Source organism: Labilithrix luteola (assembly GCF_001263205.1).
Taxonomy (GTDB): Bacteria; Myxococcota_A; Polyangia; order Polyangiales; family Polyangiaceae; genus Labilithrix; species Labilithrix luteola.
Genome location: NZ_CP012333.1, coordinates 6,941,093 through 6,955,755, shown reverse-complemented (window position 1 = coordinate 6,955,755; position 14,663 = coordinate 6,941,093). Strand labels below are relative to the sequence as shown.

The 14,663-nt window shown below is 65.1% G+C and carries 9 protein-coding genes; 2 read left to right on the top strand and 7 right to left on the bottom strand.

The window, feature by feature from the left end:
- Positions 1–87: 87 nt before the first annotated feature.
- Together AKJ09_RS30145 and AKJ09_RS30140 are read left to right on the top strand one after the other, a co-directional pair.
- The gene (locus AKJ09_RS30145) at positions 88–696 is read left to right on the top strand and encodes a hypothetical protein (RefSeq protein WP_146651321.1); all 609 of its coding nucleotides are present in this window, start codon (positions 88–90) and stop codon (positions 694–696) included.
- Positions 693–1,751, top strand: coding sequence for a DUF72 domain-containing protein (locus tag AKJ09_RS30140; protein ID WP_169927989.1), 1,059 nt, complete (start codon positions 693–695; stop codon positions 1,749–1,751). The genes AKJ09_RS30145 and AKJ09_RS30140 overlap by 4 nt, the downstream gene beginning before the upstream one ends.
- Positions 1,752–1,905: 154 nt before the next feature.
- Here AKJ09_RS30140 and AKJ09_RS30135 read toward each other — a convergent pair whose 3' ends face one another.
- The 7 genes from AKJ09_RS30135 to AKJ09_RS30105 form a co-directional block, all read right to left on the bottom strand.
- Complete coding sequence (locus AKJ09_RS30135; RefSeq protein ID WP_146651319.1) at positions 1,906–3,036, bottom strand: MlaD family protein; 1,131 nt, start codon at positions 3,034–3,036, stop codon at positions 1,906–1,908.
- On the bottom strand, positions 3,033–3,821 hold the full coding sequence (locus AKJ09_RS30130) for an ABC transporter ATP-binding protein (protein WP_146651318.1): 789 nt from the start codon (positions 3,819–3,821) through the stop codon (positions 3,033–3,035). The genes AKJ09_RS30135 and AKJ09_RS30130 overlap by 4 nt, the downstream gene beginning before the upstream one ends.
- Before the next feature lie 369 nt (positions 3,822–4,190).
- Positions 4,191–5,417 (bottom strand): protein translocase subunit SecF, encoded by a 1,227-nt coding sequence (gene secF / locus AKJ09_RS30125; protein ID WP_146651317.1) that lies wholly within the window; start codon positions 5,415–5,417, stop codon positions 4,191–4,193.
- A gap of 12 nt (positions 5,418–5,429) precedes the next feature.
- Positions 5,430–7,442 (bottom strand): protein translocase subunit SecD, encoded by a 2,013-nt coding sequence (secD, locus tag AKJ09_RS30120; RefSeq protein ID WP_146651316.1) that lies wholly within the window; start codon positions 7,440–7,442, stop codon positions 5,430–5,432.
- 55 nt (positions 7,443–7,497) lie between these two features.
- Complete coding sequence (gene yajC / locus AKJ09_RS30115; RefSeq protein WP_146651315.1) at positions 7,498–7,908, bottom strand: preprotein translocase subunit YajC; 411 nt, start codon at positions 7,906–7,908, stop codon at positions 7,498–7,500.
- 111 nt (positions 7,909–8,019) lie between these two features.
- Positions 8,020–10,044, bottom strand: a complete 2,025-nt coding sequence (locus tag AKJ09_RS30110) for a hybrid sensor histidine kinase/response regulator (RefSeq protein WP_146651314.1) — start codon at positions 10,042–10,044, stop codon at positions 8,020–8,022.
- Positions 10,041–14,642, bottom strand: a complete 4,602-nt coding sequence (locus AKJ09_RS30105) for a HAMP domain-containing protein (protein ID WP_146651313.1) — start codon at positions 14,640–14,642, stop codon at positions 10,041–10,043. Before AKJ09_RS30105 ends, AKJ09_RS30110 begins: the two co-directional genes overlap by 4 nt.
- Between the last annotated feature and the right edge of the window lie 21 nt (positions 14,643–14,663).

Sequence of the window (14,663 nt, the reverse complement as noted above, 5' to 3'; positions counted from 1 at the left end):
GGTACGCCCTCAGGCCTCATGCATGTAGGACATCGCCCCGCCTGCGCATCCTTCGCCGCCGCTCCTGTCCGGAACGTGGCGCGGAACGTGGCTCGGTGCTCGTGGCGCTGGCTCGCGTCGGCCGGAGCGGCCATCGCATGCATCATGCACGCTTCGAGCGCTCACGCGGACACGAGCTCCTGGCTCTCCGCAGGCGGCGGCTACACCTTCCAGCACGACGACGTTCGCGGCAAGACCGACAGCGCCGGCGCGATGAGCTTCGCCCTCGGCGTGGGTAGCACTCCGAACGCCGGTGTGGTCGTCGGCGGTCTCGTGCGCAGCACGACGTACTTCGGGCTCGGCACCGATTTGAATCTCTCGGCTCGCTTCGCGAGCGGCGGCTTCGCGCGAGGCCAGTGGGGCTTCGCGATCGACCTTGGTCCGAGCTGGCGCACGTGGCGAAGCGGCGACTACGGCAAGTTCCCCCTCCACGGCATGGCGATCCTCGGTGCTCCGTGGGGTCTCCAGCTCGGCGTCGGCGGCGACATCTGGAGCATCTCCGGCGAGCCCTTCGCGCGCGGTGCGATGGCGCTTCTCGAAATCGACTTCCTCCGGCTGACCGTCATGCGTCAGGGCCCGACCGACAAATGGTGGGAGAACCCCTCGCCCGCCGGCGGCTCGCGGTTGCCGCCTTCGGAAACCGATCTCTCGCGGTGACAGACAAGCCCCCGCGCACACAGCTCTCGCTCTTCGGCGACGCGGGTCAGCACGAGCCCGACGTCGCGCCTCATGTCGATCCCAGCGCGCGCGAGCTGGCAACGCATCTGCCACGGCGCATCCGCTTCGGCACGAGCAGTTGGTCGTTTCCCGGTTGGGGCGGCATCGTCTTCGCGGGCAAGCCCACGCAAGACGCGCTCGCACGACGCGGCCTGACGGCCTACGCGCAGAATCCACTCTTGCGTACCGTAGGTCTCGATCGCAGCTACTACGGCCCACTCCGCGAAGACGAGCTCGCGCAGTACGCCGCCCAGCTCGATCGCGCGAAGGAGATCACGGCCAAGAGCGGCCAGGACCTCCCGCCGTTTCGCATGGTCTCCAAGGTCTGGGAGGAGATCACGACCGCCGTGTTCCCCAGCCACCTTCGGTACGGTGCGCGCGCCGGAACGAAGAATCCGACGTTCCTCGACGCCTCGCGTTTCCTGAGCGAGGTGCTCGAACCGTATCGCCGCGCGTTCTTGCCCTACGTCGGCCCCTTCGTCTTCGAGCTCACGCCGATGCCCCGCGGCGCCATCGACGAGCGCACGCTGGTGGCTCGCATCGACGCGTTCCTGGGAAAGCTCCCAACCGGCTTCCAGTGGGCCTTCGAGCTTCGCAACGAAGAGCTACTCGGCCAGCGATGGTTCGACATGCTCGCCGCCAACGGCGTCGCGCACGTCTTCACCTACTGGACGGCCATGCCGGCCATTCGTGCGCAGCTCGCGCATCCTCGCTCGATCGGAGCGAGGTTCGTCATCACGCGCCTCATGCTGCCGCCGTACACGCGCTACGAGACGAAGAAGGCAGAGTTCGCCCCCTTCGACAAGGTCGTCGCCCCACAGCCCGAGATGCGCGACGACGTGATCAAGTTGCTCGAGGAAGCCATCGAGCGCGGATGCGAAGACGTCTACGTGCTCGTCAACAACAAGGCCGAAGGCTCGTCACCGCTCACCGTGCGCGCGCTCGCCGAGCGCGTCGTCCACGAGCGCATCGGCGTGACCGACATCGAGTTCTAACTCTCCGAGGCGGCAGCGAGCGCGATGGTCCTACGGTCCGGAGAGCCCTAGGCGAAGGCGCTCCCAAGGTCGTGCGAAGCACGACGCGCCGAAGGCGTTCCGGGGAGGCTCGAAACCGGAGGTTTCGAGGGGGACCGGACAGGTCCCCACCAGACTACCGGTTCGAGCCTTGAGGCTGGGGCTTCGCGTCTTTGACTTCGGCGTGCGGCTTCTGGTCTTCGTTCTGCTTGATCGAGTAGCGAACGAGCGCGCGGAGTACCTGATTTCGCTCCACGTTGCCGACGATCGACTTGATGTCCTCGTAGACGCTGGGGTCGACGAGCAGTGCGCCGATGGTGCCGCGGCCGGCCTTCACGTTGGCGACGATCTCACGCATGTCGTCGCTCATGGCGCTGACGTTGCCCATGACGTGCTGGGTGGAATCGTCGCCGTAGACGATCGCGTGGCCGAGTCCGTTGCCGGTGCGAAGCGCCTGGAGGCTCTTGTTGAGCTCCACCATCGTGCCGGCCGTGCCCTGCGCGAGCTGATCGTCGTAGACGAGCGTGTGCACGAGGCCCGGGCCCGACTTCGCCCGCGAGGTGATTTCGCGCGCGTCCGACGAGATGGCGTTCATATTGGCCGTCGCCGAGTCGAGATTCGCGAGGATATGGTCGACGCGACGCGCCTCCTCGGGGTCGAAGATCATGCGATGCGCGACGCCGTCCTTGTGAGCGACGCCGTCGAGGATGTCGTGCAGCGACTTCACCGTGCCACGCAGATCGCTCGTGAACTGAGGATCGGCGATCTGCTCGGTGATCTTCTGGACGTTCTGCAGCGCGAGCTTGGCCTGACGCGCGACGTCTTGAGCGTCGCTGACGATCTGGCCGAGGTCGGACGAGGGGACCGACTTGATCGTGCCCCCCTCGGGGATCGCCTCCTGATCCGGACTGCCGACCGTGAGCTCGATCATCTTGTCGCCGAGCAGCCCCTTGCCCGCGATCGTCACCGTGGAGTCTTTGCGAACGCGGCCAGCCTCGTTGCGCGCGACCGCGAGGGTGACGTAGACGCTCGAGTCCTTCGGGTCGTCCGAGTGCTTCACGTCGGAGACGGAGCCGACGTCGATACCGCCCATGCGAATGGCCGAGCCGGCTTTGAGGCCGGACACGTCCTGCCAGGTGGCGTGATACGTGACCTTGCGATCCCAGACGCGGCGGTTCTCGCCGATGACGAAGACCGAGGCCGTGGCGAGCACCAAGCCCACCAGGACGAAGACACCGACTTTAAGAGAACGAGCTTTGGCGCTCACGACGTTGACAGTAGCACGTTGACGTCCTCGACTTCCGGCGCCTTGCCGTCGATGAAGTCGCGAACGTAGGTGTTTTCGGTACGCCGGAAGTCGTCCGGTGTGCCCTTCATGAGAACTCGGTGTTTCCCGACCATGACAAGGCGGTCCGACACGGTAAAGGCCGTTCCCATGTCATGGGTGACGACCAGGCTCGTCAGACCGAGTGAACGTTTGATGCCGACGATGAGGTGATTGATGCGCGCCGTGTTGATCGGATCGAGACCCGTCGTCGGCTCGTCATAGAGAATCACCTCCGGCTGTAGCGCCAGGGTGCGCGCCAGGCCCACGCGCTTCTTCATACCGCCCGAGAGGTCGCTCGGTCGCATCTCCTCGATGCCCGGCAAGCCGACCATCTCGAGAGACTGCGCGACACGCCCGCGGATCTCCTGGTCCGACATCGTATTCCAGTTCTGCTCACGCAGACCGTACGCGACGTTCTCGCCGACCGTCAGCGAGTCGAAGAGCGCGGCGCCCTGGAACAAGTAGGCAATACGCCGACGCACCTCGTAGAGGCCCTGATCCTCCATCTTCGCGATGTCTTTGCCATCGAAGAGGATCTCGCCCCCATCGGCCTCGATGAGCCCGATGAGCATCTTGAGCATGACGCTCTTGCCGCTACCCGACGCGCCGAGGATGGTGATGGTCTCCCCGCGCATGATGTCGAGCGACAGACCCTGGTAGATGGTCTTCGGCCCGAACGCCTTGTTGACGCCTTTGAAGCGAATCAACGGCTCGGAGCTCGCCATGCCCCGCACGTTACCACGCGCGGCTTCAAGAAATTGATCCGACCCTCATCCCCAGCCCTTCTCCCTAAGGGAGAAGGGCGGAAGAGCTCTGCGTTTGGCGGCCAGACCGCGCGCCCTCATCCCCCTTCCCCCTTCTCCCCCGGGAGAAGGGGGAAGCTCATGCGTGCATCCGCGGATAAATGCAGAATGCACCCAGCGAAGGTTGGTGTGACGAGCGCCACAGCAGCAAACCCCTTCTCCCGTTGGGAGAAGGGGTTTGGGGATGAGGGGCCTCTTCCCCCTTCTCCCTTAGGGAGAAGGGTTGGGGTTGAGGGTCGGGCTACCTGGCCAGCAAGCTCTTGGCCAGCTAGCTCTTGCCCTGCTTGCTGTTCAGGCCTTCGCGGCGCGGAGGCGCTTCTTCACGGCGGTGGTTCCGCCGCCGCGGGACATCCGGCGGTCGATCCACTCGGTGAGCGGGGCGGCCACGTAGATGCTCGAGTAGGTGCCGGCGACGATGCCGACGACCATCGCGAAGGCGAAGTCCTTGATGACGCCCGTGCCCCAGATGAAGAAGGCGAGAACGGAGAGCATCGTCGCGCCGCTGGTGAGAATCGTGCGCGAGAGGGTTTCGGAGACGCTCAGGTTGATGATGTCGCCGAAGGACTTGCCGCGGTGCTTGCCGAGGTTCTCACGGATACGGTCGTAGACGACGACGGTGTCGTTCATCGAGTAACCGACGATGGTGAGGACGGCGGCGATGGTCGAGAGCGTGACCTCTTTCTTGAAGAGGACGAACGCGCCGAGCACGACGAGCGCGTCGTGCACGCAGGCGATGACGACGCCCGGTGCGAAGCGCAGGTCGAAGCGGAACGCGAGGTAGAGCATGATGAACACGATCGCGAGAGCGACCGAGTTACGTGCGCTGTCGCGCAGCTGCTTACCGGCGCGGGGACCCACCCATTCGACGCGGAGCGCGCTGTCCGGCGCGACCTCCGGCCCGAGCTGCTGCTTGAGGACGTCCATCAGCTGGTCGCCCTTGCTCTGCAGCTGGATCTCGACGCGGTGGTCGCGCGGGTTGACGACCTGCGGGTTGTCGCTGCCGCCTGCGCGGAGCTTCACGCCCGGGATCGACGTGACCTGCCCCTTGATCTTCGCGAGATCGGGCTCGACGTCGTAGCGAACACCGAGCTTGTCGCCACCGGCGCTGAACTTGACCTCGGTCGCACGCGCGCTGACGGGGCAGTTCGCGTCGTCAGCCGCGCCTTCGAAGCCGAGGCAAAGGGCCTTCTTGAGGGCTTCCTTCGTCTGCTCGTCGACGGTGCTGATCTCCTGCACGCGGATGAGGAAGCGTGCGGGATGCGACGGGTCCTGGACCTCGATGACGTCCGGCTCGGAGAACTGGCCGCTCGCGACGACCGCATGGCGAACCGCCGAGCTGTCGATCTTCTTCTTGAACGCGACCTCGATTTCCGTACCGCCGCGGAAGTCCGTTCCGTAGTTCGGGCCGGGCCAGAAGAGCGAGATGAGCGAAGCGAACGCGAGACTGAGACTGAGGGTGATCCAGAATCTCCGGACCCTCATGAAGTCGTAGACTTTGCCTGGCTTGAAGAGCTCCATCGTCGTCTTTCCTCAGAACTCCGCGCCAACGCTGAGTCGCTTGACCTTTGCCCCACGCGCCCACCAGTCGAACACGAGGCGCGTGCAGAAGACGCCCGTGAAGAGGCTGGCCACGATGCCGATGATGAGCGTGACGGCGAAGCCCTTGACCGGGCCGGTGCCGTACTGCGCGAGAATCAGGCCCGAGATGAAGATCGTGACGTGACCGTCGACGATGGCCGAGAACGCCTTGTCGTAGCCGGCTTCGACCGCCGCGCGGACCGTTCGGCCTGCGCGAAGCTCTTCGCGGATACGCTCGTTGATGAGCACGTTGGCGTCGACGGCGATACCGATCGAGAGGGCGAGACCGGCGATGCCGGGCAGCGTGAGCGTGCCGCTGAAGGACGCGAGGATCGCGAGCTGCAGCAGCAGGTTGAAGAGAACCGCCAGGTCGGCGACGACGCCTGACTTGCGGTAGTAGAACAGCATGAAGAGGAGGACGAGGCCCGCGCCAGCCGCGGCGCCGAGCGCACCCTTCGTGATCGCGTCTTCGCCGAGCGTGGGGCCGATGAGCGACTCGTTCGACGGCGTGATCGGCGCGGGGAGCGCGCCGGAGCGAAGCACCATCTCGAGCTTTTCGGCGTTCTTCAGCTGGGTGTCGGGATCGCCCGAACCCATCGTGATGCTGGCGTGTCCGCCGCCGATCTTCGTCTTGATGACCGGCGCCGAGTTGACGATGTCGTCGAGGATGATCGCGAAGCGACGCTGCACGTTCGCGCCCGTGACCTCTTCGAAGCGGTCCGCGCCGGCAGGGCTGAAGGTGATGGCGACGTAGACCTCGGGCATGCCGCTCTGCGTGTTCACCGCGCGCTGTGCATCGGTGATGTACTCACCGGTCACTTCCGCACGCGAGTACAGGTAGAAGGTGCGCCAGCCCTTCTCGACGAACTTGCCCGTCTCCTCGTCCATGTCTTCGATCTTCTCGAAGCCGATGACGTGGTCGTCGGGAACGTTGAGCGTCGACGTCCACTTCTTGAAACGCTCGAGCGTCTCGTTCATGGACTCGTTTTCGCGCTTGTTGATGCGCGCGAAGTAGGTCTTCACGTTCTTGCCGGGGCCCGCAGGCGCGTTCTCCCAGCGGATCTCGATGCCCTCCGAGGCGGGGACTTCGCTCTCCGGAATCTTGCCGAAGAAGTCCGCTTCGTCGTCGAGCATCTTGAACTCGAGACGCGCGGTACGGCGGATGATCTCCTTGATCTCGTTGAACGCGCGCTCGTCCTGGCCGGGGACCTCGACGATGATGTCTTCGTCACGCGTGGTGACGCTCGCCTCACGGAGACCGAGCTCGTCGACGCGGCGGTTGACGGTGTCCTTCGCCTGGGCGACGGCCTTGTCGCGGATCTGCGTCTCGATCTCGGAGCGGATCTTGAAGACGACCTCGCCCTCACCACCCTTCAGCTGCGCGAGCTCGGCGCTGAACTTCTTGGCGAAGCGATCGTCGATGTACTTGACGTCCGCCGGGTCCTTGAACTTGATGCGAAGCATCGCGGACTCGGGCGCCGAGACGTGCACCTTCTCCTCGAGCTTCTGCAGCTCGTCGCGCTTCAAGAGCCCTTCGCCGGTGTGGATGCCGTACGCGACGGCGAGCTCCTGGCGCATCTGGTCGGCGAACTTGTCCCGCTTGTCGCGAATCGCTTCTTCGACTTCGACCGTGTAGACGAGGCGAAGACCGCCCTGCAGGTCGAGGCCCTTCACGACGCCGAAGTCGATGTGCTCCTTCACGTACGCCGGTGCCTTGATGGCTCCGTGGGACATCCCCTCGAACGTGGGCCACAGGACGATCAGCGATCCGAAGAAGACCGCGGCGACGAAACCGACCTTGGAGCGCCACGCGCCATCCATGATCGGCAATGCGCCGATGAGCGCCCAGACAACGCCGAGGCCCAGGATGACGAGGCCCCAGAAGTTGTCGGCGCGGTAGGAGAGGTAAGCGCCAATCGCGCAAGCGAGGGCGAGGATCAGCGTGTTGCGACGGGACGAGCTCATGGATGTCGGGGTGAGAGGCCTGAGCGCCGCGACCAGAACGGGCGGACCGCGCGGATCATTTCTTGTCTGCCGTCGCCTTGGCTTCTTTGAGGTCGGCGAGGTCCTTGTCGGACTTGCCGGGCGAGGCGTCGAACGGCGAGAGCGTCGACGTGAGGACCTGCACGTTGGTGCCCGGTGCGATCTTCACCTTGGCGATGCGGTCGTCGTGCTCGATGAGCTCCCCGATGAGGCCGGACTGGCTCACGACCCGATCGCCCTTCTTGAGCGATGCGCGCAGCTGCTGCTCCTTCTTCTGCCTGCGGAAATTCAGGAAGAGGAAGGGCACAAGGATGAGGATCGGCAGCAGCATGGTGAACATGCTGCCGGCGGGCGCGGGCGCCTGCCCTCCCTGAGCGGGGCCGGACGGCTCCGCCACGCCAGGAGTGCCTGCCTTGGGCTGAACGTTCTGGAAGAAGGAGAGGGACATGGTGCTCCCGGGGTACACGGACCCGACGAAAATTCGTGGTCCTCATCGGACCACTGGAAAAATGCGGAAGGCCGCGCGGAGACGGGGGATTAGTCGAAACACCAGGGCCGGTCAACCGGAGTGGGATACGCCCTGCCCCCGCGGGCTTCGCGGACCACTGACGGGCTCGACCTGGGAAGCAGGCCCGCTCCTCTGAACCTTGGCCTCCAGCGGGAGATCCACGATGAAGGTCGAGCCCTTGCCCGGCTCGCTCTCCACGTGGACGGTGCCCCCATGGGCATCGACGATCTGCCGCAAAATATAGAGGCCCAGGCCGAGGCCCGAGTGCTTCTTGGCCGAGCTCGTCCGTTCGTAACGCTCGAAGATCCTTTCGGCATCTTCCGGAGCGATGCCCATGCCACCGTCGCGAACCTCGAGGTGGACCGAGTCCCCCTCCCGGTCCCGTCGCACCACCACACGGACGGGCTTGCCCGCGCCGTACTTCAAGGCGTTCGTCAGCAGGTTCGTGGCGACCTGCTCCATGCGCAGGCGGTCCCAGCGTCCAATGGCCGTCTCGTCGACCTCGAGGGTGACCGGGCAGGCCGCCTTCTTGGCGTCCTCGCGGAAACGGGTGACGACGTCGCGGACCAAGGCGCCGAGGTCCACGTCATCCTCGAGCTCGAGATGGAGCCGCCCAGCCGAAATGCGCGAGACGTCCATGAGCTCCGAGATGAGCCGTGAGAGCTTCTCCACTTGGCGCGCCGCAAGGCCGAGCTTGTCCGTACCGCGCGAGGCCGAGTCGCCTGGCGCACGCATGAGTGTCTCGATGAGGAGCTGTAACGAGGAGAGCGGGCTCCGTAGTTCGTGCGACGCGATGGAGAGAAAGTCGTCGCGCGCGTTGATCGCCGAGAGCGCCTCACCATAGAGCTGCTCGCGTTCCACCTCGGCGAGCTTGCGCGCCGTGATGTCGCGGGCGATCGAGACGACATGACCACGATCGATGTGAACGAGCTGGAACGAGAACTCGACGGGGATCTCGCGCCCGTCCTTCGTGCTGCAGATGGTCTCCAGTGCCACGCTGCTCTTGTCCTCGTGTTCGAGCTTCGCCGCCAGCTCGCGTAGCCGCGTCTCCTCGTACTCCGTCATGAACTCGGAGGCGTGCATCTTGGCGAGCTCGTCGGTCTCGTAACCGAGGAGGAGCGCCGCGCCTTCGTTCGCGTACGAGATGCGCCACGTCTTCACGTCGAAGATGAGAACGGCGTCGAGGACGGCATCGAGTGTGCCCTTGAAGTCGGCGAGGAGCTGGGAGGCGCGTTTTTGATCGTCGATGTCGGTGAAGGTTCCGAGCCACGACACTTCACTCGCAGACTTCTCGGGGATCGCCCGGCAAAGGTGCCAGCGATAGGTTCCGTCCGCGCGACGCAGGCGGCATTCTTGCTCGAACATCTCTCCCGTACGCACGGCGACTACCCAGCCCTGACGAATGCGCTCGATGTCTTCCGGATGAACCACCGAAAGCCAGCGCTCCGATGCGTCGGCGGTATAAATCCCCGTGTACTCGAACCAGCGCCGGTTGAAGTAGTCGGCATACCCGTCGGCGCGCGCCGTCCAGATGATCTCGGGAACGGCGTCGGCGAGCTTGCGATAGCGACGTTCGCTCGCGAGACGCAGCTCGACGAGACGCAGCTCGCTCTCCTTCTCCGAGGCCGAAGCGAGCTGCGCCGCCTGAAACTCGATCCGAGCCCGCTGGCGCGCGAGCTGCGCGAACACGGCCACCTTGGCACGCACCGTCTCCGGCGAGAGAGGCGTGGTCACGTAGTCGACGGTCCCCGCGCGATGCCCCTGGAACACGAGATCCATGTCGCGCGCCAGTCCGGTCATGAAGAGGATCGGCACGGACGCCGTCTTCTCGCGTTCGCGGATCGCGCTCGCCAGCTCGAAACCGCTCATGTCGGGCATCGTGACGTCGATCAGAAGAACGGCGAACTCCTCGGCGAGGAGGCGTCGCAACGCCTCGGAGCCCGACGACGCCTCCACGACGCGATAGGTGGGTCCGCCGAGGATGGCGCGAAGCGTGGAGCGACTTTCGGCGTGGTCATCGACGACGAGAACGTTGACGGGAGCGAGCGTGGCGTTGGTGATGGGGTCTTCGATCATGAAATGCCTCGGTCTTCACGTCCCCCGCGCCCGAGCTGGCGAGCCATGACCGAAACGAGCGGGCGCAACTCCACGGGCTTCACGACGTAGTCGTTGCAGCCCGCGTCCATGCACTCGGCACGATCGGCCGCGCTGGCCTTCGCCGTGAGCGCCACGATGGGGATCGTGGAGAACGCTTTCATCGACCGAATCTGCCGCGTCGCTTCGAGTCCGTCGACCTCTGGCATCATCACATCCATGAGCACCAGATCCGTATCCGGGTGAGCTTCGAGCGCGACGAACGCTTCCCGCGCATTCGACGCGGCGATCACCGTCACGTTCTGAGACTCGAGCAGACTCGTGATGGCGTAGAGGTTGCGCGCGTCGTCTTCGACCACGAGCACTTTCTTCCCGGCGAGGACCTCCGCCATTTCTGCGCTCGGCGCCTTCACGAGCTCGTGAGGCGCTTGCGCTCCATCCGTCACCGTCGGTTCGCTCGTGCTCGCCCCCTCGGGCAAGACGCGTCTCACTCCCTCTTCGGGAAGCGGCAGAGACAGAGAGAAGGTACTGCCCGAGCCCGGCGTGCTCGACACGGTGATCTCGCCGCCGAGCACGTGCGCGTACTCGCGGCTGATGGTCAAACCGAGCCCCGTACCACCGTAGCGCCTCGTGATCGACGAGTCGGCCTGCTGGAACGCCTCGAAGATCTTCGCCTGCTGTTCCGGACCAATCCCGATCCCCGAGTCTTCCACCACGAACGCGAGCGAGTCTCCTTTCCTCTCCACGCGCAGCTCGACACGCCCGTGTTCGGTGAACTTGAACGCGTTGGCGAGCAGGTTCTTCAGGATCTGCTCGAGCAACTGCCTGTCGACGAGCACCGCCGCGGGCGTTCCGGCGGCGATGCTGACGTTGAAGTCGAGGCCACGCTGCAAGGCCACCGGACGGAACGTACGCTCCGCGAAGTCCCGCACCGACGAGAGCAGATAAGCCTCGACGTTCGTCTCGATGCGCCCCGCCTCCACCTTCGAGAGATCGAGGATCTGGTTGATGAGTGCGAGCAGGTCGCGCCCTGCCGAATGAATCGTCGCCGCCCACTCCTGCTGCTTCTCGGTCAACGTGCCGCCCTCGTTCGAGGCCAGCATCTGCGCGAGGATCATCATGCTGTTCAGAGGTGTGCGAACCTCGTGGGACATGTTCGTGAGGAACTGCGACTTGTACTGGGAGACGCGCGCGAGCTCCTCGGACTTCGCCTCGAGCGAGCGACTGGCGAGCGCGATCTCCTGGTTGCGCGCTTCGAGGAGCAGCGCGCGGTCTTCGAGCTCCTTGCTGCGCCTGTCGAGCTCGACGTTCGACCCCTGGAGCTGCAAGAGCAGCTGCTCGGTGCGCATGCTGGTTCCGATCAGGTTGATCGCAAGGCCGATGCTCAACGTGAGCTGCTCGAGGAAGTTCAGCTGAATCGCCGAAAACTCGTGGAACGAGGCGAGCTCGATGACGGCCTGAACCCGGTCCTCGAAGAGAACCGGATAGACGACGAGGCTCCGCGGTGACGCCTTGCCTAGCCCCGACGCGATCTCCACGTAGTCGGCCGGCACTTCGGTGACGACGATCGGCTTGCGCTCGAGCGCACACTGGCCGACCAGCCCTTCGCCGAGCGCAAACTCGTTGGCCAGATGTTTTCGCGACGTGTGCGCGTACGTACTCGTGAGCCGCAAGATGCTTCGGTCGTCTTCGCGCTCCGCGAGGTAGAACGCGCCTTGCTGGGCGCCGACCACGGGCGTCAGCTCGAACATGATCTGCTCGGTGAGCGATTGCAGGCGACGCTGCCCCTGCATGACGCCGAAGAACTTCGCGAGGTTCGTCTTGAGCCAGTCCTGCTCCTCGTTCGTGCGCGTCGTGTCGCGCAGGTTCTCGATCATCTGGTTGATCGTGTCCTTCAGGCCGAGAACTTCGCCGCTCGCCTCGACGGTGATGTTGCGCGTGAGGTCGCCCTGGATGACGGCGGTGGCGACTTCGGAGATCGCGCGCACCTGCGTGGTGAGGTTCGCGGCGAGCTGATTGACGTTGTCGGTGAGGTCGCGCCACGTGCCGGTCGCACCGGGCACCTTCGCCTGCCCTCCGAGCTTGCCTTCGATACCGACTTCGCGCGCGACCGTCGAGACCTGGTCGGAGAACGTCCGCAGCGTTTCCGTCATGTCGTTGATGGTGTCGGCGAGGGTCGCGATCTCTCCCTTTGCGACGAGCACGAGTTTCTTGCTCAGATCCCCCTCGGCGACCGCGGTGACGACCTGACCGATGCCTCGAACTTGGTCGGTGAGGTTCGAGGCCATGATGTTGACGTTGTCGGTAAGGTCTTTCCACGTGCCGGAGACGCCGGGCACGCGCGCTTGTCCGCCGAGCTGGCCGTCGGTACCGACTTCGCGTGCGACGCGCGTGACTTCGGCGGCGAACGTTCGAAGCTGGTCGACCATCGCGTTGACGGTGTCTTTCAGTTCGAGGATCTCGCCGTTCGCCTCGACCGTGATCTTCCTGGAGAGGTCGCCGTTCGCGACCGCCGTCGTGACCAGCGCGATGTTGCGCACCTGGTTGGTCAGATTGCCGGCGAGCATGTTGACGCTGTCGGTGAGGTCCTTCCACGTCCCGGAGGCACCAGGAACGCGCGCTTGGCCGCCGAGCTTGCCTTCGATGCCGACTTCGCGCGCCACCGTCGTGACCTGATCGGTGAACGTGCGCAGCGTGTCGGTCATGTCGTTGATCGTGTCGGACAGCGCCGCGATTTCGCCGCGCGCTTCGAGAACGAGACGTTGGCCGAGATCGCCCCCGGCAACGGCCGTGACGACCTTGGCGATGCCACGAACCTGGCTCGTGAGGTTCGAGGCCATGACGTTGACGCTCTCGGTGAGCTCCTGCCACGTACCGGCGACGCCCGGCACGCTCGCCTGACCACCGAGACGACCTTCCGTACCGACCTCGCGAGCAACACGCGTGACTTCGCGCGCGAACGTGCGCAGCGATGCGGTCATGCTGTTGATGGTGTCGGCGACGGCGGCAATCTCGCCCTTCGCCTCGACGACGAATCGCTGCGAGAGGTCGCCATCGGCGACGGCGGTCACGACCTTGGCGATGCCGCGTACCTGGTTCGTCAGGTTCGACGCCATCACGTTGACGTTCTCGGTGAGGTCTTTCCACGTGCCGGTCAGCCCCGGAACTTGGGCCTGCCCGCCAAGGCGACCTTCGGTGCCGACTTCGCGGGCGACGCGCGTGACCTCCGCCGAGAAGGTTTGCAGGCGATCGACCATGCCGTTGATGGTGTTCTTCAGCTCGAGGATCTCGCCCTTCGCCTCGACGGTGATCTTCTTCGAGAGGTCACCGTTCGCGATCGCCGTCGAGACGAGCGCGATGTTGCGCACCTGATCGGTCAGGTTGCCGGCGAGCATGTTGACCGTGTCGGTGAGGTCTTTCCACGTGCCGGAGACGTCGCGCACGTCGGCCTGCGCGCCGAGCTTTCCTTCCTTGCCGACGTCGCCGGCCACGCGCGTGACTTCACCGGCGAACGTGCGCAGCTGATCGACCATCGCGTTGATGGTGTTCTTCAGCTCGAGGATCTCGCCCTTCGCCTCGACGGTGATCTTCTGGGAGAGGTCACCCTTGGCGATTGCCGTCGCGATCTGCGCGATGTTGCGGACCTGCGAGGTGAGGTTGCTCGCCAATCCGTTGACGTCGTCGGTCAGCTCTTGCCAGATACCCGAGACGCCGCGGACGTCGGCCTGCGCGCCGAGCTTGCCCTCGGTGCCGACCTCGCGCGCGACGCGGATGACTTCGGAGGCGAAGGAACGCAGCTGATCGACCGTGGCGTTGATGGCCTTCTTCAGCTCGAGGATCTCGCCGCGCGTTTCGACGGTGATCTTCTGCGAGAGGTCGCCGTTCGAGATCGCCGTCGCGACGAACGCGATGTTGCGAACCTGTCCGCTGAGCGTGCTGGCGAGAACGTTCACGTCGTCGACGAGGACGCGCCACGTCCCGGAGAGGCCTTCGACCGAGGCCTGCGTTCCGAGCTTGCCGTCGACGCCGATCTCTCGCACGACCTGCGAGACGCTCGAGGACACGATCCGGAGTCGCCCGACGACATCGCGGACGGATCGGCCGAGCTCTCCGAACGCGCCTGAAAGAGGCGTTCCGTCCATGTGGAGCGACATGTCCCGAGAGAGGTCTCCCTCGGCGACGCTCTGTAGGACCGAGGTAGCCTCGGTGACGGGCCACGCCATCTTCGTGATGAGCGAGTTGACCGAGCGGGTCGCAACGTCCCACGAACCGGAAGCGGGACCGAATGACGCACGGTCGTCGGTCCTGCCGCCCACGCCGACGCTGCGCTCGATACGGTCCAGCTCCGAGACGAACGCTTGGTTCTGTTCGACGAGCGCGTTGAAGGCGAGCGCGATCTCGTCGAGCAATCCTTCGTGCGCTTCACTTGCCGGAAGTCGAACGGAAAAATCGCCACGACGCGCCGAACGCAGCCCTTCGAGAAGGGAACGAAGCCGGTCCTCGGAATAGGGATCGATGAACCCGTGCCGTCGTCCCTTCTTCGAAGACGACACATCGGTGTGGGTCGCATGACGGCTCATCGCTTCCCTTCTCCACCGCGC

Excerpts from the sequence above, each read along its gene's own strand:
- secD (WP_146651316.1), bottom strand. The coding sequence starts at position 7,442 with ATGAGCTCGTCCCGTCGCAACACGCTGATCCTCGCCCTCGCTTGCGCG.
- yajC (WP_146651315.1), bottom strand. The coding sequence starts at position 7,908 with ATGTCCCTCTCCTTCTTCCAGAACGTTCAGCCCAAGGCAGGCACTCCT.
- AKJ09_RS30130 (WP_146651318.1), bottom strand. The coding sequence starts at position 3,821 with ATGGCGAGCTCCGAGCCGTTGATTCGCTTCAAAGGCGTCAACAAGGCG.
- secF (WP_146651317.1), bottom strand. The coding sequence starts at position 5,417 with ATGGAGCTCTTCAAGCCAGGCAAAGTCTACGACTTCATGAGGGTCCGG.
- AKJ09_RS30105 (WP_146651313.1), bottom strand. The coding sequence starts at position 14,642 with ATGAGCCGTCATGCGACCCACACCGATGTGTCGTCTTCGAAGAAGGGA.
- AKJ09_RS30110 (WP_146651314.1), bottom strand. The coding sequence starts at position 10,044 with ATGATCGAAGACCCCATCACCAACGCCACGCTCGCTCCCGTCAACGTT.